Genomic DNA, 17,374 nt, shown 5'->3' with positions numbered 1-17,374 from the left:
TCGCGTCTGCCGCGCTTGCGGCACCAGATCGCCACAGGATGCACATGATTCAACATCCCAAGAGCCAAATTCCAAGAGCTGATTTCAAGAGCCGAATTCGTTACTCGCTTCTGTTCTCGCCAACAGAGAGCGCGCAGATGCGTGACAGATATGTGTAGGACAACCCGGTCTCCTCGGCCCAGGCGTTGAACTGCGCCTGCACCTTGGCGAGATCGCCCTTCGACTTGACCTCTTCGGCAATGTCGAGACCGGCATCGCGCAGGCAGGCCACGACGTCCCTGGACGTCACAAAGCCGTCCCAGCCGACGAACCGCAGCAGCATCTGGCCGGTATTGCCACCCAAACGGCTGCCGCGCTTGCTTAGAAGCTCGAGCAGGCCGATCTGGTCGGACGGCGGCCACTTCGTCAGAAACCTGCCGAAGCTGCCGTGCTCTCTTGCGATCTCCTGGACGAAGGCCGCGTTGTCGCGCACCGACATGATCTTGGCACCGTTGCGCACGATGCGCGCGTCGCGCAGCAGGTCCTCCCAATAATCCTCCGGCTGGAAGGTGAGCTTGGCCGGTTGGAAACGCAGGAAGGCGTCTTCAAACCCGTCCCATTTCGTCTCGATCACGCTCCAGGCAAAGCCCGCGCAAAACACACGCTTCGTCATCTCTGCGAGGATGCGGTCGTCGCCGCGTTTGGCGAGGCCCTTCAGGTCGGGCTTTTCCGGCATCAGCTTTTCGAGCGCCTTGGGCCCGCCCTTGCGTTTTTCGGCGCGCGCACGAATGGTCTTGAAGGAGGTCATTGGGAGACACGCGATTGAGGGTGTGCCACGACACCAGAATTCGACGCTCGGGTCCAGCTCCGCCACGTCCGCCGACTTCGGTCGCGCTTGCTCGGTTCGCGGCAAGCCCGGCTATCGCGACAGACGCTTCGCGAGATGGACCGACTGCCAGTCTCCGAGACCGGTGTCCTCGAACCCCGCTTTCTTCGCAAGCCGCGCATCTCGGCGTTCACGCGCGCGGTCTCGGCTGCAATCATCTCGTGACCGAGATCGCTCGCGTGCCTCTCCATCGCCGTCACCATCTGGAGGCCGACGCCCTGGCGCTGAAAGCCATCGGCAACAGAGATGGCGAAATCACCATGCCGTGCAGCCGCATCGTAGGCGTATCTGGTTTCGCCGATGATCGTGCCCTGCCCTTCGTGCCTGATCTCGGCGAGCAGGGTGAAATGACCGGGATTGCTGGTCTTGGCGACGCATTCGGCCGCGATCATTGCAAAGTCCGCCCGCGCGCCCATGAAGCGCTTGTTGCGCGATGTCGTGGAGAGGCTCGTGAAATAGATCGAGAGGATCTCGACATCGGACGCGCTGGCCGGCCTGATACGAAGCGTGGCGTTGCCTTCGGCTGACTCGACAATGGCATCCAGCAACGGCTGTGACATGCGCGCGGCTCTCGGCAGGTTGCATCGAATGCACACCTAGCCGAGACCGCGCGCTTACCGCTTGGACGGTGCTGCCAATCTTGCGGCCGAAAACGAACAGTTCGTTGCTCGGTGCCGGGCGTCACACGCGAGAGAGTGAAGGCACCTCCTCCGGCACGATCGCCTGGAGGCCGCCGAAGCGACGCTCGCGGCCGTGGAAGGAGGCCAGGGCCGCAGCGAGATCGCCTGCGTCGAATTCGGGCCACATCCGCTCGGTGAAGTGCAGCTCGGCATAGGCACCTTCCCAGAGCAGGAAGTCCGACAGCCGTTTCTCACCCGAGGTGCGGATGATGAGGTCGACGTCGCGCAAACCGGCCTCGCCGGTGACGAGCTGCGAGAACGCCTCGCGGGTGAGACTCGTCAGCGCCGCCGCCTTCGCCGCCGCGTTGAGGATGGCGTCGCGGGCGGAATAGTCGACGGCGATGCGCAGATGAAGCGTGCCACCGTGCGCGGTGGCGTCTTCCGCGCGCGCGATCGCATTGGCGATACCGTCGGGCAGGCGGTCTCGCCGGCCGATCACGGTGAGGCGCACGCCGTTCTTGACCAGGCTCTGCACCTCGTTGCCGAGGTAGAATCTCAGAAGCGTCATCAGCGCGGCGACCTCGGCCTTCGGCCTTCGCCAATTGTCGGTCGAGAAGGCGTAGAGCGTCAGCGTGCCGATGCCCTGCTTGGGCGCGGCCTCGACGATGCGGCGGATCGCCTCGACGCCGGCCTCATGGCCGCGCACGCGCGACAGGCCGCGCCGCGTCGCCCATCTGCCGTTGCCATCCATGATGATGCCGACGTGAAGCTTGTCGTTGCGGGACACAAGGTCACTTTGCATTGCAAAGTCTCCGGTCAAAAAAGGGGGAGGATCAGGTCGAGACGATACCGAGACGGCCGAGCGGCGCCGCCTCGCGGCCGGCAGCCTTGGCTGCGTCGCGCACCAGGCGTTCGAGCACGGCGAGATAGTCGAGGAAGCGGCGGCGGCCGGCCTTGGTCAGGCGGCAGGTCGTGTGCGGGCGATTGCCCTCATAGCCCTTGGTCACCTCGACGAGGCCGGCTTCCTGGAGCACGGCGAGATGCCGGCTGAGATTGCCGTCGGTGAGGCCGCAGAGCTGCTTGAGATCGGCGAACGCCAGACCTTTCGGATGCGCCATCAGCGAGGTCAGAAGTCCGAGCCTCGCCTTCTCGTGGATCACGCGGTCCAGTCCTTCATAAGAGAAGGGTGCGCTGTCAATCTTCGACATCATGGTCTCCCGATGCGAAATACAGAATGCCCGCCATCACCGATTGCCCGATCACGAAGGGCAGGCCCATGGTCCATGGCGACAGCGTATGGGTCTGGCTCGCGAGCACCACCACCGCAAAGCCGGATATGAAATACCAGGCGCCGGCGAGCGCCACGGTGCGCGGCAGCGAACGGACGGAGGCAAAAATGCCGAGCGACACCAGGATCTGCCACAGGCCCGGCAGCAGCCACAGCGTTTCGCCCGCGAACTTCCACATCACCACCGCAAGCAGCACACCGGCAACGCCAGCGGGCAGGAATTGCTCGACGGCCTGGTGGATCATGGCATCAGCGAGGCCCGAATGATGGCGGCGCGAACGCGCGCGCATCTCGATGCCGATGATCAGGCCGGAGAGCGCGGCGGCAATGAACCAGCCGAAGAAGAAGCCGAGCGGTTCGCTGGTGGCATCACCAAGCAGCCAGAATTCCAGGATCGCGGTGAGAAGCGCGACCGCGCCGGTCGCGGCCATCGTCGCCGGGCCGTAACCGCGAAATGCCGTGCCTGCCGCAATCTGGCTGCGGATCGCCACGATGTCGGCCAGTGCCTTGTCGAGATCGCGCATTGGCAACGCCAAAACCTCGCTCCGCCTATCCCTGCCGGGTCTATCCGTCTGTTACTTTGTACTGCAAAGCATATCGGATTGCAAAGTAAAGGCAAGTCCCGAAGGTCGCCCGAGAGGATCCGTCCTCAACAGACAACTGCCGGTTGCGCGAGACGTCCTCCCGCGGATAAGATGCGCGCGAACGCGCTGGGGGGAGAGTATGTGGCTTAAGCCATTCATCGTTGCGTCATTATTGCAGGTGAGCGTCGTCACCGCAGCACAGGCAGCCGGCCCATTCGGCAGCGTCAAAATCGGCAACTGGGTCGGCGGCGCGTTCAGCAATGACGAAACGGGAGCCTTCTCGCATTGTGCCGCGACGGCGCCTTATGCCAACGGCGTCATTCTCGTCGTCGGCCAGAATGCTGGGGGCTCGTGGATCTTGAGCTTTGCCAGTCCCAGCTACCGCTTCAAGCAGGGCGAGAATGCCGCGATCGACGTCATCTTTGACGGACAGGAGCAAGCCAGATTGTTCGCCACGGCCAACCAGACGAACATGCTCAGCTCCGTCATGCCTGCCAACGTGGTACGAACGTTTCAGAAGGCAAGCCTGATGGTCGCGACGAGCGGCCGCACCGTGCTGAATTTCGACCTGACCTCGGCCGGGCCCGTGATTGCGGCACTGGCCAATTGCGTCACCAAGGTGAAAGCCGACGGGCTCGACAAGGCCGGCGACTTCACCAAGATCGCCGCCAAGCCGCAGCCAGCGCCGGACAAGCAGGGACCGCCAGCCAACGGCAGCAAACCTGCCAGAGCCAAGAGCGGCACCGGGTTCGTCGTGAGTGCCAGCGGACACGTCGTCACCAATAACCATGTGATCAATGGCTGCGTCGGCGACATCAAGGGCAATCTCACGGGCGAAGCCGGAATGGTTTTGCGCGTGGTGTCGAGCGACGCCAACAACGACCTCGCCTTGCTGCAGGCGCCGTCGACGACCATGTTCAAGGAGTTCGCCCGGATCCGCGACCGCTCGATCCGCTCCGGCGATTCCGTCGTCGCGATCGGCTTTCCCTTCCATGGGCTGCTGACTTCGGACTTCACCGTCACGACCGGCATCGTCAGCTCGCTCAGCGGCATGCGCAACGATTCGCGTTTCCTGCAAATCAGTGCGCCGGTGCAGCCCGGCAATAGCGGCGGCCCGCTGTTCGACACCACCGGGCAGATCGTTGGCGTCGTTACGGGAAAGCTGGACGGATTACGGATGGCCGCTGCGACCGGCAACATCCCCGAAAACATCAACTTCGCGATCAAGACCGGCGCGTTGCGCGACTTCCTCGACAACTCCGTGGTGCCTTACCAGACTGCCGAACCGAAAGGCGAGATCAAGACCACAGACATCGCGGGCAATGCGCGGCCCTACACGATGCTGATCTCGTGCAACGGAATCGAGCAGGCCGACGCGAAGCGGTAGCGGCAACGCGGGCCGGCTGGAGGCGTCGAGCCTATACGAGGCGCTCCAACCGGGCTGAAGTCAGCCAGCTCGCTAGTACGGCGCGACGGGGCGCGGCCGCCGGTGCGATCGCGGTTGCGCCGGAGAAACCTGGCTGTAGGCAAAGCGGGGATTGCGATCGCAGTACAGCAGCCGGCCGGACACGCTGGCTTGGCATTGTTCATAGCTGCTGTAGGAGCATTCCCCCGGATAATCATACTCACCGCCCTGGGCACACCAAGGATAGTCGCGCGCCGCTGCCGGCGTAACCGTCGCGAAGCCGGCAAGGGCTGTCACGCCGAGTGCCACCAGCACCAATTGCGTCTTACGCATGATCTACTCCTCTCCTCACAGCGCATCATACGCGCCATATACCCATCAGGTTTCACGAAGCCGCTTTATTCCAGCTCAATGGCACGGCATCCAAGAAAAAAGCCCTGCCGAACGGCAGGGCTCCATTCCCGGACATCACAAGATCGCTACTCGACCTTCAGGCCGGCGAACTCGACCACCTTCTTCCATTTCTCGGTCTCGGCCTTGATCTCGTCGCCGAACGCCTCGGGCGTCTGCGCCCGCGGCTCGCCGCCGAGTTCGACCAGGCGCTTGGCCATGTCCGGCTCCTTTATCAGCGTGTTGATCTCGCTGTTGAGCTTGGCGATGATCTCCTTGGGCGTGTTCTTCGGCGCCCCCATGCCGAACAGCGCGCTCGCCTCGTAGCCCTTCACGGTCTCGCCGATCGCCGGCACGTCGGGCAGCTGCGGCGAGCGCTCCGCCGTGGTGACGCCGATGGCGCGGAGCGAGCCGGAGCGGATGTGCTGGATGATCGAGGGCATGTTGTCGAAGATCACCTGCACCTGGCCGCCGAGCATGTCGGTGATCGCGGGTGCGGCGCCGCGATAGGGCACGTGCTGCATCTTGCAGCCCGTCAGCGCCATGAACATCTCGCCGGACAGATGCACCGAGGTGCCGTTGCCCGAGGAGGCCATGTTGACCTTGCCGGGGTTGGCCTTCACGTATTCGATGAACTCGGCGACGGTCTTGGCCGGCACGTCCTTGTTGACGGTCATCACGTTCGGCACGCGCTGGAACGAGGCGACCGGCGCGATATCGCGCACGAAGTTGAATTTCAGGTTGGTGTAGAGCGAGGCGTTGATGAAGTTGGCCGGATTGACCAGTTGCAGCGTGTAGCCGTCGGGTTCGGCGTTGACGACCGATTCGGTGGCGATATTGTTGCCGGCACCCGGCTTGTTTTCGATCACGAATTGCTGGCCGAACTTCTCCGACAACCGCTGGCCGATCAGGCGCGCCAGGATGTCGGTGGCTCCGCCCGGCGGATAGCCGACCACCCATTTCACCGGATGGGTCGGGTAATCGGCGGCAAGGGCCTTCGACAGCGGGCTGGCTGCAAGCGGACTGGCGGCGAGCAGGCTCAGCGCGGTACGGCGTGTGATCATCTCAAGGGTTCTCCCAACGTGTTGTTCTTGAAGCCAGATAGCTTGAAAATGGCGTCGGCGCGGTTGTAACAAAGCTTGCCGCAGGCGCAAAGTACACGGGGTGCATCACGACGAAAGGATAAGGCATGGCGGTCAAGGTCGAAGCCCTCGATCATCTCGTGATCAACGTCGCGAACGTCGCAGTGACCGCCGAGTGGTACGGCAAGATTCTCGGCATGGAAGTCAAGGTATTCGACCCCGGCGGCGGCAAAGCGCCGCGGACGTCGCTACAATTCGGTAACCAGAAGATCAACGTCCGGCCGCGCGATGCCGACAAGGTGGAGTGGTTCACCGCGGACCACCAGACCGCCGGCAGCGAGGATCTGTGCTTCCTCACCTCCGCCAGCCCCGACGAGGTGGTGGCGCATTTGAAGGCACATGGCGTTGCGATCGAAGAGGGCCCGGTTCCCAAGCAGGGCGCCCGCGGCACGCTGCGCTCGGTCTATTGCAGGGATCCGGATGGCAGCCTGATCGAGATTTCGTCATACGAGGACGGCGGCCGGTAAGGCCAAGCCGCCTGCCCCACGCACCGTCGCATGAGGGCTGAGAGAGCAGGAAGACGCAATCATCAAAACGCGGCCGCCGGCAAGATGCAGGCTGCACGGGAGGACATATGCCGACTTCGCAAGCCGCCGCCGGAATCGTCGGCCCATTCGACGGGCTCGATGTGCCTTGGCTGCTGAAGATGCGGGCTGACGTGCGCAGCTCACATCCGTTCCTGATCTGGGCGCCGTTCGACGCGCCTGCGCGGCGCTGGAGCTATGGCGAGTTTCACGAGCGGGTCGGCGCGCTCGCGGCGGGACTGACGAAGCGCGGCGTGAAGCCGGGCGAATATGTGCTCATTCACCTCGACAATTGCATCGAGGCGCTGCTGGCCTGGTTCGCCTGTGTCGAACTCGGCGCCATCGCGGTGACCACCAACACGCGCTCGGCGCCGGCCGAACTCGACTATTTTGCCGATCATTGCGGCGCGGTCGCCGCGATCACACAGCCGGCCTATGCCGAGATCGTCGCGCAGAATTGCCGCAACATCCGCTGGATGGCGGTGACTTCGCACGATGCGGGCGCGCCGCCCGGGAACCCGGTCTCACGCGGCGACAGCTTTGAGGAGCTGTTCGCCGATAGCGCCGACCGTCCCAGGCGCGCGATCGATCCGCTCGCGCCGTGCAGCGTGCAATACACCTCGGGCACGACATCGCGCCCCAAGGCGGTGCTGTGGACCCACGCCAACGCGCTGTGGGGCGCCAAGATCAACGCCGCGCACGAAGACCTGCACGCAAGCGACGTGCATCAGGCCTATCTGCCGCTGTTCCACACCAACGCGCTGGCCTATTCGATGCTGGCGACGCTATGGGTCGGCGCCACCTGCGTGATCCAGCCGCGCTTTTCCGCCAGCCGGTTCTGGGGCGCTGCGCGCGAGCACGGCTCGACCTGGACCTCGACGATCCCGTTCTGCATGAAGGCGCTGCTCGAGCAGGAGATCCCGAGCGATCACAAATTCCGTCTGTGGGGCACCGCGATCAACGAGCCGCCGGCCTTCGCCGCCTTCGGCGTCAAGATCATCGGCTGGTGGGGCATGACCGAGACCATCACCCACGGCATCGTCGGCGAGATCGACCAGCCCAACATCCCGATGTCGATCGGCCGCGCCGCGCCGGAATATGAAATCCGCATCACCGACGACGACGGGCGGCCGACCGAAATCGACGGCACCGGAAATCTCTCGATCAAGGGCATTGTCGGCCTGTCGCTGTTCGCCGCATATCTGCACAACGAAAAGGCGACGCGCGAGAGCTTCGACGAGCACGGCTTCTTTCTCACCGGTGACCGCGTGGGGCGGCTGGAGAACGGCTACATTCGCTTCGCAGACCGCAGCAAGGACATGCTGAAGGTCGGCGGCGAGAACGTCGCCGCGTCGGAGATCGAGCAGGTGGTCGCACTGGTCCCCGGCGTGCGCGAGGCCGCCGTGGTGGCGAAGACGCATCCAATGCTGGACGAGGTGCCGGTCGTCTTCATCATCCCGCAGGGTGGCGTCACCGGTGCCCGGCCTGATCTGCACGACGCCGTGATGGCCGCCTGCCGCGCCGGCCTCGCCGACTTCAAGATGCCGCGCGAGATCCGCTTCGTCGACGACATGCCGCGCTCGACGCTGGAGAAGGTGGCGAAGGCGGAGCTGAGGAAGATGGTGGGGTAGCACGAGCGATTACCACAACGTCGTCCTGGCTTTCGCCAGGACGACACCGGAGTTCAGAACGACCCCAGGGCCACCGGGCGGAACGCTTGCAACAGCTGCTGGTCCAGCTTGCCGCCCATGCCTTCCATCATCGCAAACGCGCGCGAGTGGGTGAAAGGCATGCGATAGGCGCGCTTCTCCACGAGTGCCGCGTAGATGTCGACGATGGTCGTGACCCGCACGATATCGCTGATCTGGTTCGACGAGAGATTGTTGGGATAGCCGGAGCCGTCGAGGAATTCGTGGTGATGCAGCACGACGTCCAGCATCTCCGGCGGGAAGCCGCCTTGAGCCGCGAGCGCGTCATAGCCGCGGCGCGGATGCTGGCGGACTTCAGCCATCTCCTCGTCGGTGAGCTTGCCGGGCTTGTCGAGCAGCGCGGAGGGAACGAAGGCCTTGCCGACATCGTGCAGCAGCGCGGCACGGGTCAGCCGGCGCTGGTCGTCCTCGCGCATGCCGAGGTGCTGGGCGAAGGAGACCGCAAATCCGGTCACGAACAGGCAATGCCGGTAGCTGCCGACATGGTGGCAGCCCACCGTGGTGAGCCACTCGCGCAGCGAGGAGTGCTTGATCGCCTTCAGGATCTTGCTCTCGGCGGCGATGACGTCGTCGAAGGTCAGGGGCACGCCGAGCGGCAGCTTCTCGAACATCTTCTTCAGCACCGCGTGCGCGGCCTCGACGCCGCGATTGAGCGTCTTGCCACGATCGGTCGCGTCATAGACGGCGGTGTCGGGGAAGGCGGCACGGATGCGCTGCAGGATGTCCTCAGGCTGAAGCGGCCGCGAGATGGTGTCGGTGGCGCCCAGCGCCCAAGCCTGCATGGTGCCGTGATGCAGGGCGTCCGCAAGCACGAACAGACGAGGCATGGCGCGATAGGCGTCGCCGCGCAGCTTGTTGCGCACCCGCTGCACGCTGTCGGGCGAGCGCAGATTGATGTCGACCACGAGGCCGGAGAGATCGCGCGAGGGCTGCTCGGGGAGCTCCTGCGTCGTTACCGTGGCAACGTCGCCGACCGCCTTGAGAATGCTGGCGAGCTCGGTGCTCTCGTCGCTCCGGTCGGAGGCGAGCAGAAGCCGGCGTTTGGCGGCGGGTTTGGCTGAGGCGTTCATGGCTTCCCCAAGAGCACGGGCGTGTTTCGGGCAAAAGCCTAAGCCGGATCAGGTTCTCCGGCCCTTAAGAGGCGTGCTCAATGGAACCCTGCGGAATCTGGGACAATTTTACGGAATTCGCGTCCCCGGCGGTTCCAATCAAAAACCTCGAAAACAACCCCATGCACAGTAGAGATGTGGTTGCAAACACAGGGCTTTTTTAACGACGAATCCGCCGGGGGCTGCCCCCGGCGGATCATGTCAGGTCAACAATCGCAACCAGCCTTACGCCTTCATCGCGCCCTTCACGGCTTCGGCCGTGATCGGCAGGGCCCGGACGCGGGCGCCCGAGGCGTTGAAGATGGCATTGCCGATCGCGGGTGCGATCACTGTCACCGCGGGTTCGCCGACGCCAGTGGCCTTTTCGCCATTGGCGATCACGGCGATCGCGACCTCCGGCACCTGGCTCATGCGCAAGGGCGTGTAGCTGTCGAAATTGGTCTGTTCGATGCCACCGTCCTTCAGCGTCGCCTTCTCGTACATCGCCAGTGACAGGCCCCACAGCGCCGCACCCTCGACCTGGGCGCGGATGTTGTCGGGATGCACCTGCGTGCCGACATCGGTGGCGACCGTGAGCTTCTTCACGGTCACTTCGCCCGATGGCGCCACGGCGACGTGAGCGACGCAGGCCGTCCAGCTTGCGGTCGCGCGTTCCTGCGACGAGACGCAGGCCACGCCCATGCCCTCACCTTTCGGCAGCTTCCTGGTGCCGTAGCCGGCAAGACCCATCGCGGCGAGCAGCGTATTGCGCAGCCGCTGCGCACCGCCGTCGTTCTTGCCGGCGCCGTCGAGCAGCGAGATGCGGAACTGCGCGGGGTCCTTGCCCGCCGCCGCCGCGATCTCGTCGATCATGCTTTCGACCGCCCAGAAGGTCCAGCCCGGCGCGACCGAGCGGAGCTGGCCGGACGGCGTCGCGTTGTGCGCCATCTCGTTCTTGATCGCGCGCACATGATGGTTGGGCACGGTGTAGAAGAAGTCGGCCCCGTTCACCGTGAAGGAGTCGAGCGGACCCTTCTTGTCGACCGAGGGCGTCAGGAAATCGGGTATTCCCCAGCGCTGGGTCGGCCACGCCGAAACCACGTCGTGGCTGAGCGCGATGAGCTTGCCGTCGCCGTCCACGCCTGCCTTCACTTTCTGGTAGGTGAGCGGACGCGAGAAATCCATCGTCATGTCGTTCTCGCGCGTATAGATCACCTTCACCGGCTTGCCGATGGCCTTCGCCGCCTGCACCGCCGGAATCATCATGTCGGCATCGAGCCTGCGGCCAAAGCCGCCGCCGAGCCACATCTGATGCATGACCACGAACTTCGGATCGATCCCGGCCGCACCCGCCGCGATCGCGCCGGAGCGCGTTGCGAACTGGTTGCCGGAATAGATGTGCAGGATCTCGCCCTTGAACTCCGCAGTGGCGTTCATCGGCTCCATCGGCGCATGGATATTGATGCTGGTGGTGTACTCCGCCTCCAGCACCTTGGCCGCCGTGCCGAACGCCGCCGCGGGATCGCCGTCCTTGACGAAGAACTGGCCGGAATCCTCCTGCTTCTGAAGCCGCATGGCCTCGTCGAGCAGCGACTGGCTCGACACCTTCGCGTTTGGACCGCCGTCATAGGCGATCTTGAGCGCCTGCGCCGCCTTCTTGGCGTTGGCATATGTGCCGGCGACCGCGACGACCCAGCCCGAGGTCGTTCCGGTCTTGTCGTCGAGGGTGACGGCCTTGATGAAGCCCGGCACTTTCTTGGCGGCACTGTCGTCGACCGATTTCACCGTGGCGCCGAAGCGCACGGGCGGCGTCACGACCGCGCCATAGGCCATGCCTAGCAGCATCACGTCGATGCCGTATTTGGCCGTGCCGTTGGTCTTGGAGGGAATGTCGAGCTGCGGCACCGACACGCCGATCATGGTGTATTGATCCGGCGTCTTCAGCTTGATCGCCTTCAGCTCGTCCGGCGTGAAGGTTTTTGTCGCCTTGCCGCTCTTGACGACATCGGCGAAGGACATCGCCTTCTTCGACTTCGGGTGCGAGATCATGGAATCGCGCACCACGAGCTCCGACGCCGGCACGCCCATCGCGGCGGCCGCGCCTTCTGTCAACGCCATCCGCCCGGCAGCGCCGGCGCGGCTCATGGCCTCGAAGTTCATCATGGTCGACCAGCTGCCGCCGGTGATCTGAGCGCCCAACACGGGATCGTTGAACTTCGGATCGTTGGAGGCAAGCTGTACGCGCATGTCGCTCCACTTCGCGCCCAGCTCTTCGGCCACGATCTGCGCCATGGTGGAGGCGATGTGCTGGCCCATGTCGGCCTTGCCGCAGGTGACGGTGACGAGACCATCGGGCGCGATCGCGTACCAAACGCTCGGCTCGAAGTTCGAAGGCGCCGCAAGCGCCTCACCGATGCCGGGCACGCCGGCATAGCCGAGCACGAGGCCGGCGGCCGCTGTGCCGACCAGGAAGGAGCGGCGGCTGAGATCGGTCGCCTCGGGCGCAACGTTGTTCACGTGCTTGTTCATGTGGGCCTCCGCTCGTTGCCGGAGGCGGATGCGGTGCGCATCTCGGTTGCGGCGCGCATGATTGCCTTCTGGATCCGCGAATAGGTCATGCAACGGCAAAGATTGCCGTCCATATGCGCCACGACCTCTTCCTTGGTCGGGTTGGGATTCTTCGCCAGCAGCGAGGCCGCCTGCATGATCTGACCGGACTGACAGTAGCCGCATTGCGGCACCTGTTCGGCGATCCATGCCTTCTGCAAGGGATGGTCGCCCTTGGCGGCGAGGCCTTCGATGGTGGTGATCTTCTTGCCGGCGACATCGCCGACCATGGTCTGGCACGAACGCACGGCTTCACCGTTGACGTGCACGGTGCAGGCCCCGCACAGGCCGGCACCGCAGCCGAATTTGGTGCCGGTCATCTGCAATTGCTCGCGGATCGCCCAGAGGAGCGGCGTGTCGTTCGCCGCATCCACGGACAGACTCCGCCCGTTGATGGTGAGAGTTGGCATAGGCGTCTTCCCCTGCCGGTGCATGAAGCCGCTTACGGCGGCAACTTGAGTAGCGGACGCCCACCGGGCCGGCGCCAGCCTTGATCGCAAGAATGATCGCGTTCAGGCGCGGAGGCAAATGCAATTTGGAATCGATCGAAACAAACGAGGCGCGCGCATCTTGTGCGTTGCGAGAACAGCGGTGATGCAGCGGCTGAACGCAACAGAGTGCACGCCAAGCAGGCAGGCCATCGCATTCAGGCAGTTTCCTCCGAGTAACCCGGCGCGTTAAGATGGGGGAAGACAAGATAATAAGGTGGATGCAATGCCTAAGATCGATCGGGACGGCGTTGGAATCCATTACGAGGTTCATGGCGAGGGCTGGCCGCTGCTGCTCACCCACGGCTACTCATCGACTTCGGCAATGTGGCATGGGCAGGTCGAGGCACTTGCCCGGGATCACAAGCTGATCTTGTGGGACATGCGCGGTCACGGCCAGTCCGACTATCCCGACGATCCCGCCGCTTACAGCGAAGCACTCACCGTCGGCGACATCGCCGCGATCCTCGATGTGGTCGGCACGGAGCGCGCCATCATTGGCGGGCTCTCGCTCGGCGGCTACATGTCGCTTGCCTTCGCTCGCGCGCATCCAAAGCGCGTCCGCGCGCTGCTGATCATCGACACCGGCCCCGGCTTCAAGAAGGACGATGCACGCGAGGCCTGGAATGCGCGCGCGCTCGCCACTGCCGACAAATTCGATCGCGAAGGGCTCGACGTGCTGAAGGCGGCAACGCGCGAGCGCGCCACCGCGAGCCATCGCGATGCCAGGGGATTGGCGCTCGCCGCACGCGGCATGCTGACCCAGCGCGATGCGAAGGTGATCGAGCTGCTGCCGGAGATCAAGGTGCCCAGCCTGATCGTGGTCGGCGCCGACGACACGCCGTTCCTAGCTGCCTCGGACTACATGGCCGCGAAAATTCCCGGCGCACAAAAAGTCGTGATCCCCGCCGCCGGACACGCCGTCAACATCGACCAGCCACAGGCTTTTGTTGACGCGGTGCTGCCTTTCCTGAAGAACTTGCCGGAATAGGTCGGACAGGAACAGTGGCGATGAAGCGAGCTATATTGGCTGCGGGCGCGGTGTTGCTGTCAGCATCCGCGCAAGCCGAGCAACTCGGCGGGACATTGCCCCGCCTGCCCTTCGTCGCGACCTTGTCGAACAACACGCCGCTCGCTTTCGGCATGGATGCCGACCAGACTGCGCGGGCGCTGGGGCAACCGCTGCAATATGTGCGGGGACGCCCCGGCAACGAGATCTATCTCGCCCTTCGCAACATCGGCGGCAGCAGACTGATCCCCACCCGTCACCGCCTGTTCCTGCAATTCCGCCACGGACGGCTGGCGGGCTGGAAGGAGGATTATGGCGAGAACTGGATGTGGGAGTGAGAGTGGCTTTTCATGACGCAGAGCAATCGTCTCTGCGCCATCATGCGTTGGAGCTGCCACATCGTCACGGCCGGGCTTGTCCCGGCCATCCACGATCTTTCCTACCGCACCAAGAACGTGGATGCCCGGGACATAGGCGAGCGGAAGCGACGCCGTCCTTCGGACGGCTACGCCCGGGCATGACGAGTTTGTGGAACGAGCGGAACCCGCAATCGAAGACTAACCAAAAGGACAACCCGCGTGCGACAGGACATCAAGCTGACGGCCTCCGACAATTCCAGCTCAGTGCCTATCGCGCTGACCCCGCCGGCACGGCGAAGGGCGCGGTGGTGGTGATCCAGGAGATTTTTGGGGTCAACCATCACATCCGCTCGGTCTGCGATCGCCTCGCCGGGGAAGGCTATGTCGCGATCGCGCCGTCGATCTTCGACCGGACCTCGCCGGGCTTCCAGTCCGGCTACTCGCCCGACGAGATCGCGGAAGCGCGCAAGTTCGTCGCCAGTCCGGACTGGGACGCGATGCTGCGCGACACGCAGGCGGCGATCGATGCGGTGAAGAGCGTCGGCCCGGTCGGCATCATCGGCTTTTGCCTGGGCGGCAGCATCGCCTTCGTCGCGGCGACGCGGCTGTCGGGCCTGAAGGCCGCGATCGGCTATTACGGCGGCGCCGTCGTGCGCTATGCCGACGAGACACCAAAAGTTCCGACACAGCTGCACTTTGGCGAGAAGGATGCCGGCATTCCCCTGACCGACGTCGAGACCATCAAGACGAAGCGGCCGGACGTGGAGGTCTTCGTCTATCCGGGCGCGCAGCACGGCTTCCATTGCGACGAGCGGACGAGCTACGACAAGGCCAGCGCCGACATCGCCTGGCCGCGCAGCATGGAATTTTTCGCGAAGCATTTGAAATCGTAGCGCGCGCGGCTGTCTTCGCTGTCATTCCGGGCTCGCGCTTCGCGCGCCCCGGATGACGAGCAGGAATCGGGTGGCTGCATCCTGCTGCCCGGCGATAGAGCTGGCTGATCAAGCCAATTCGCGCCGGGAGATCATGATGCAGCAGGCCAATACGAACATCGTCATCCGCAATCCGTTCGGCACCATGGACGTGCCCGCGCCTGATGATCGCGACGTCATGGACTATGCCGCAACCGCCGCGCTTGCCGGCGATGCGGCTGACGTCAACGCGGCGGCATGGGCAATTATCGCGGCACAGTCAGACCCGCTCGACGGCATCTGGGCCAGCCGCTGGAATGGCGGCGCAGATCCGACCATTGCCGGCGATACGCCGCAAGCCTGGAAAGAAGGACGCGCGGAGGTGCGGGTCGCAGGCGAGCGCATTTTCCTCCGCTTCGACTGGGACCATGGCCGCCGGCACGGGCTGATCGATACGGCGCGTGATCGCGCGGGTCGCCTGGTCGGGAAATATATCAACCTGACCAACCCGGCGATCACACGGCCATGGGTTGGACTGGTGGTCGACGCCACCAGGATCGACGGATGTTTTCCGAACGGGCGTCTGGATTTCAGGCGGTGAGCTAGAGCTTCGGTTCTGATTGCATCAGAACCGAGGCTCTAGATTCTTTTCTGACGCGTTTTCTTTACGCGAACCGGTATCCACTTCGCTCGAAAACGCTCTAGAACCAGCGCTCGCCGACAAACACGGTGTCGCCGGGGCTCAAGGGGGTGCCGAGCGGCACCACGGCGCGCATGGCGCCGCCGGCTTCGGTGTGCGTGACGGTGACCACGTCGCGCTTGGCGCGGGGCGAGAAGCCGCCGGCGATCGCGACGGCGCTTTCGACCGTCATGTTCGGCACGTAAGGATACTGGCCGGGCGCGGAGACTTCGCCGAGAATGAAGAACGGACGATAGGCCTCGATCTCGACGGCGACCGAGGGCTCGCGAATGTAGCCGTTGCGCAGCCTTGCGGCGATCTCGCCGGCAAGACCCGCGGGGGTGCGGCCGCGTGCCGGCACGCCGCCGATCAGCGGCATGGTGATGGAGCCGCCGGCGTCGATTGCGTAGCTGTTGGTGAGACCTTCCTGGCCGTAGACAACCACGCGCAGCTTGTCGCCGGCGTCGAGATGATAGGAGGCATCGTAGCGAACAGGCGCCGCCATCGGCGCGGCATAACCGACCGGCATGGGCGCAGGCGAGGCAAAGGAATTGCTGAGTGCTGCGATGGCACCGCCGCCACTGCCGACGACGGCGGGCTGCGGCGCGTTGTACGGCTGGCCATAGACCATCGAATCGAGATCGGCGCGCGGCTGCACATAGGCGACGGGACCAGCGGTTTGCATGCAGCCGCCAAGGGTCAGCGCGGCGGACGCTGCCAGGGATGCTGCCGAGATCGACCATCGAAACGCGCGTGCAACCGGCACCGGACTTATCCCTCGAAACGAGACAGATCCAGTGATGCACCGGTTATGGTTAATAAAGCGTTGAGGGGGCGGGTGGCTTGGCAATGGTACCAAACACTCCGTCATGCCCGGGCTCTTCCCGGGCATCCACGTTCTTGGTGCCGCACGAAATATCGTGGATGGCCGGGACAAGCCCGGCCATGACGAGGGACCAGCTTACGCGCTCACACCGACGCCGATCGGGCAGGACACGCCGGTGCCGCCCAGGCCGCAATAGCCGGCGGGATTCTTGGCCAGATATTGCTGATGATAGTCCTCGGCAAAGTAGAATTCGCCGGCGGGTGCGATCTCGGTGGTGATGGTGCCGAGACCTTTTGCAGCAAGCGCCTTCTGATAGAGCGCCTTCGATTGATCGGCCGCTTTCTTCTGCGCGTCTGAATAGGTGTAGATCGCGCTCCGGTACTGCGTGCCGACGTCGTTGCCCTGACGCATGCCCTGCGTCGGGTTGTGGCTCTCCCAGAACGTCTTCAATAGCTTCTCGTACGACACCTTGGTGGGATCGAACACGACCAGCACCACTTCGGTGTGACCGGTGCGGCCCGAGCAGGTCTCTTCATAGGTCGGGTTCGGCGTGTGGCCGCCGGCATAGCCGACAGCAGTCGTGTAAACGCCGTCGCCGAGCTCCCAAAACTTGCGCTCGGCGCCCCAGAAGCAGCCGAGCCCGAACACCGCCTGCTCGAGACCGGCGGGATAAGGCGGCTGCAACTTCGCGCCGTTGACGAAATGGGTGGTCGCGGTCGGAATGGCTTGCGCACGGCCCGGCAGCGCTTCCGCGGCGCTCGGCAATGCGGTGGTCTTGCGCATGAACACCATGGACGGATCTCCGAACGAGCCGTGCATCGCCTGGGCTAATTACTCAGGCGGCGTGCTCGCGATCAGGTGGGAATATAGGTCTTTACGC

General features: G+C 64.3%; 18 protein-coding genes and 1 pseudogene. 7 read left to right on the top strand and 12 right to left on the bottom strand.

Annotated features, from left to right (window positions below; genetic code table 11):
* Nucleotides 1-100 precede the first annotated feature (100 nt).
* The 5 genes from IVB50_RS11850 to IVB50_RS11830 form a co-directional block, all read right to left on the bottom strand.
* A complete protein-coding gene (locus IVB50_RS11850) occupies nt 101-787 on the bottom strand; it encodes a DNA-3-methyladenine glycosylase I (protein WP_018455857.1) in 687 nt (228 codons plus the stop codon).
* Entirely contained in the window at nt 784-1,425 is a 642-nt protein-coding gene (locus IVB50_RS11845; RefSeq protein ID WP_247295903.1) for a GNAT family N-acetyltransferase, read from the bottom strand. Before IVB50_RS11845 ends, IVB50_RS11850 begins: the two co-directional genes overlap by 4 nt.
* Nucleotides 1,426-1,546: 121 nt before the next feature.
* On the bottom strand, nt 1,547-2,287 hold the full coding sequence (locus tag IVB50_RS11840) for a di-trans,poly-cis-decaprenylcistransferase (RefSeq protein WP_018455855.1): 741 nt from the start codon (nt 2,285-2,287) through the stop codon (nt 1,547-1,549).
* 31 nt (nt 2,288-2,318) lie between these two features.
* Nucleotides 2,319-2,693 (bottom strand): transcriptional regulator, encoded by a 375-nt coding sequence (locus IVB50_RS11835; RefSeq protein ID WP_007616058.1) that lies wholly within the window; start codon nt 2,691-2,693, stop codon nt 2,319-2,321.
* Complete coding sequence (locus IVB50_RS11830; RefSeq protein ID WP_018455854.1) at nt 2,680-3,297, bottom strand: hypothetical protein; 618 nt, start codon at nt 3,295-3,297, stop codon at nt 2,680-2,682. Before IVB50_RS11830 ends, IVB50_RS11835 begins: the two co-directional genes overlap by 14 nt.
* A gap of 199 nt (nt 3,298-3,496) precedes the next feature.
* Between IVB50_RS11830 and IVB50_RS11825 the strand changes: the two genes are divergently transcribed.
* On the top strand, nt 3,497-4,744 hold the full coding sequence (locus IVB50_RS11825) for a serine protease (RefSeq protein ID WP_026233040.1): 1,248 nt from the start codon (nt 3,497-3,499) through the stop codon (nt 4,742-4,744).
* Nucleotides 4,745-4,816: 72 nt separating this feature from the next.
* Here IVB50_RS11825 and IVB50_RS11820 read toward each other — a convergent pair whose 3' ends face one another.
* Both IVB50_RS11820 and IVB50_RS11815 read right to left on the bottom strand, forming a co-directional pair.
* The gene (locus IVB50_RS11820; protein ID WP_083926408.1) at nt 4,817-5,095 is read right to left on the bottom strand and encodes a DUF3551 domain-containing protein; all 279 of its coding nucleotides are present in this window, start codon (nt 5,093-5,095) and stop codon (nt 4,817-4,819) included.
* A gap of 146 nt (nt 5,096-5,241) precedes the next feature.
* The gene (locus IVB50_RS11815) at nt 5,242-6,216 is read right to left on the bottom strand and encodes a tripartite tricarboxylate transporter substrate binding protein (protein WP_018455852.1); all 975 of its coding nucleotides are present in this window, start codon (nt 6,214-6,216) and stop codon (nt 5,242-5,244) included.
* A 125-nt stretch (nt 6,217-6,341) separates the two neighbouring features.
* Here IVB50_RS11815 and IVB50_RS11810 point away from each other — a divergent pair, with 125 nt between their 5' ends.
* The gene (locus IVB50_RS11810; protein ID WP_018455851.1) at nt 6,342-6,761 is read left to right on the top strand and encodes a VOC family protein; all 420 of its coding nucleotides are present in this window, start codon (nt 6,342-6,344) and stop codon (nt 6,759-6,761) included.
* A 107-nt stretch (nt 6,762-6,868) separates the two neighbouring features.
* Nucleotides 6,869-8,449 (top strand): AMP-binding protein, encoded by a 1,581-nt coding sequence (locus IVB50_RS11805; protein WP_247295901.1) that lies wholly within the window; start codon nt 6,869-6,871, stop codon nt 8,447-8,449.
* 53 nt (nt 8,450-8,502) lie between these two features.
* Here IVB50_RS11805 and IVB50_RS11800 read toward each other — a convergent pair whose 3' ends face one another.
* From IVB50_RS11800 to IVB50_RS11790, 3 genes are all read right to left on the bottom strand, one after another.
* A complete protein-coding gene (locus IVB50_RS11800; protein WP_085349734.1) occupies nt 8,503-9,597 on the bottom strand; it encodes an HD domain-containing phosphohydrolase in 1,095 nt (364 codons plus the stop codon).
* A 264-nt stretch (nt 9,598-9,861) separates the two neighbouring features.
* Nucleotides 9,862-12,144, bottom strand: a complete 2,283-nt coding sequence (locus tag IVB50_RS11795; RefSeq protein WP_247295899.1) for a molybdopterin cofactor-binding domain-containing protein — start codon at nt 12,142-12,144, stop codon at nt 9,862-9,864.
* Complete coding sequence (locus IVB50_RS11790) at nt 12,141-12,632, bottom strand: (2Fe-2S)-binding protein (RefSeq protein WP_007616069.1); 492 nt, start codon at nt 12,630-12,632, stop codon at nt 12,141-12,143. Before IVB50_RS11790 ends, IVB50_RS11795 begins: the two co-directional genes overlap by 4 nt.
* Before the next feature lie 304 nt (nt 12,633-12,936).
* Between IVB50_RS11790 and IVB50_RS11785 the strand changes: the two genes are divergently transcribed.
* From IVB50_RS11785 to IVB50_RS11770, 4 genes and pseudogenes are all read left to right on the top strand, one after another.
* Nucleotides 12,937-13,701 carry an alpha/beta fold hydrolase gene (locus tag IVB50_RS11785; RefSeq protein WP_018455846.1) on the top strand — a complete coding sequence of 255 codons (765 nt, stop codon included), beginning with the start codon at nt 12,937-12,939 and terminating at the stop codon, nt 13,699-13,701.
* A 20-nt stretch (nt 13,702-13,721) separates the two neighbouring features.
* Complete coding sequence (locus IVB50_RS11780; RefSeq protein ID WP_026233039.1) at nt 13,722-14,057, top strand: hypothetical protein; 336 nt, start codon at nt 13,722-13,724, stop codon at nt 14,055-14,057.
* Between the two features lie 240 nt (nt 14,058-14,297).
* Nucleotides 14,298-14,971 (top strand): annotated as a pseudogene (locus tag IVB50_RS11775) (dienelactone hydrolase family protein).
* 136 nt (nt 14,972-15,107) lie between these two features.
* The gene (locus IVB50_RS11770; RefSeq protein WP_026233038.1) at nt 15,108-15,590 is read left to right on the top strand and encodes a hypothetical protein; all 483 of its coding nucleotides are present in this window, start codon (nt 15,108-15,110) and stop codon (nt 15,588-15,590) included.
* A 100-nt stretch (nt 15,591-15,690) separates the two neighbouring features.
* Here the strand turns inward: IVB50_RS11770 and IVB50_RS11765 are convergent, their stop codons facing one another.
* The gene (locus IVB50_RS11765; protein WP_018455842.1) at nt 15,691-16,434 is read right to left on the bottom strand and encodes a polysaccharide biosynthesis/export family protein; all 744 of its coding nucleotides are present in this window, start codon (nt 16,432-16,434) and stop codon (nt 15,691-15,693) included.
* A gap of 195 nt (nt 16,435-16,629) precedes the next feature.
* The gene (gene msrA, locus IVB50_RS11760) at nt 16,630-17,286 is read right to left on the bottom strand and encodes a peptide-methionine (S)-S-oxide reductase MsrA (protein WP_026233037.1); all 657 of its coding nucleotides are present in this window, start codon (nt 17,284-17,286) and stop codon (nt 16,630-16,632) included.
* Nucleotides 17,287-17,374 lie beyond the last annotated feature (88 nt).

This window comes from Bradyrhizobium sp. 87, assembly GCF_023073015.1.
GTDB classification, from domain to species: Bacteria; Pseudomonadota; Alphaproteobacteria; order Rhizobiales; family Xanthobacteraceae; genus Bradyrhizobium; species Bradyrhizobium canariense_D.
This window is presented reverse-complemented; position numbering and strand designations above follow the sequence as displayed.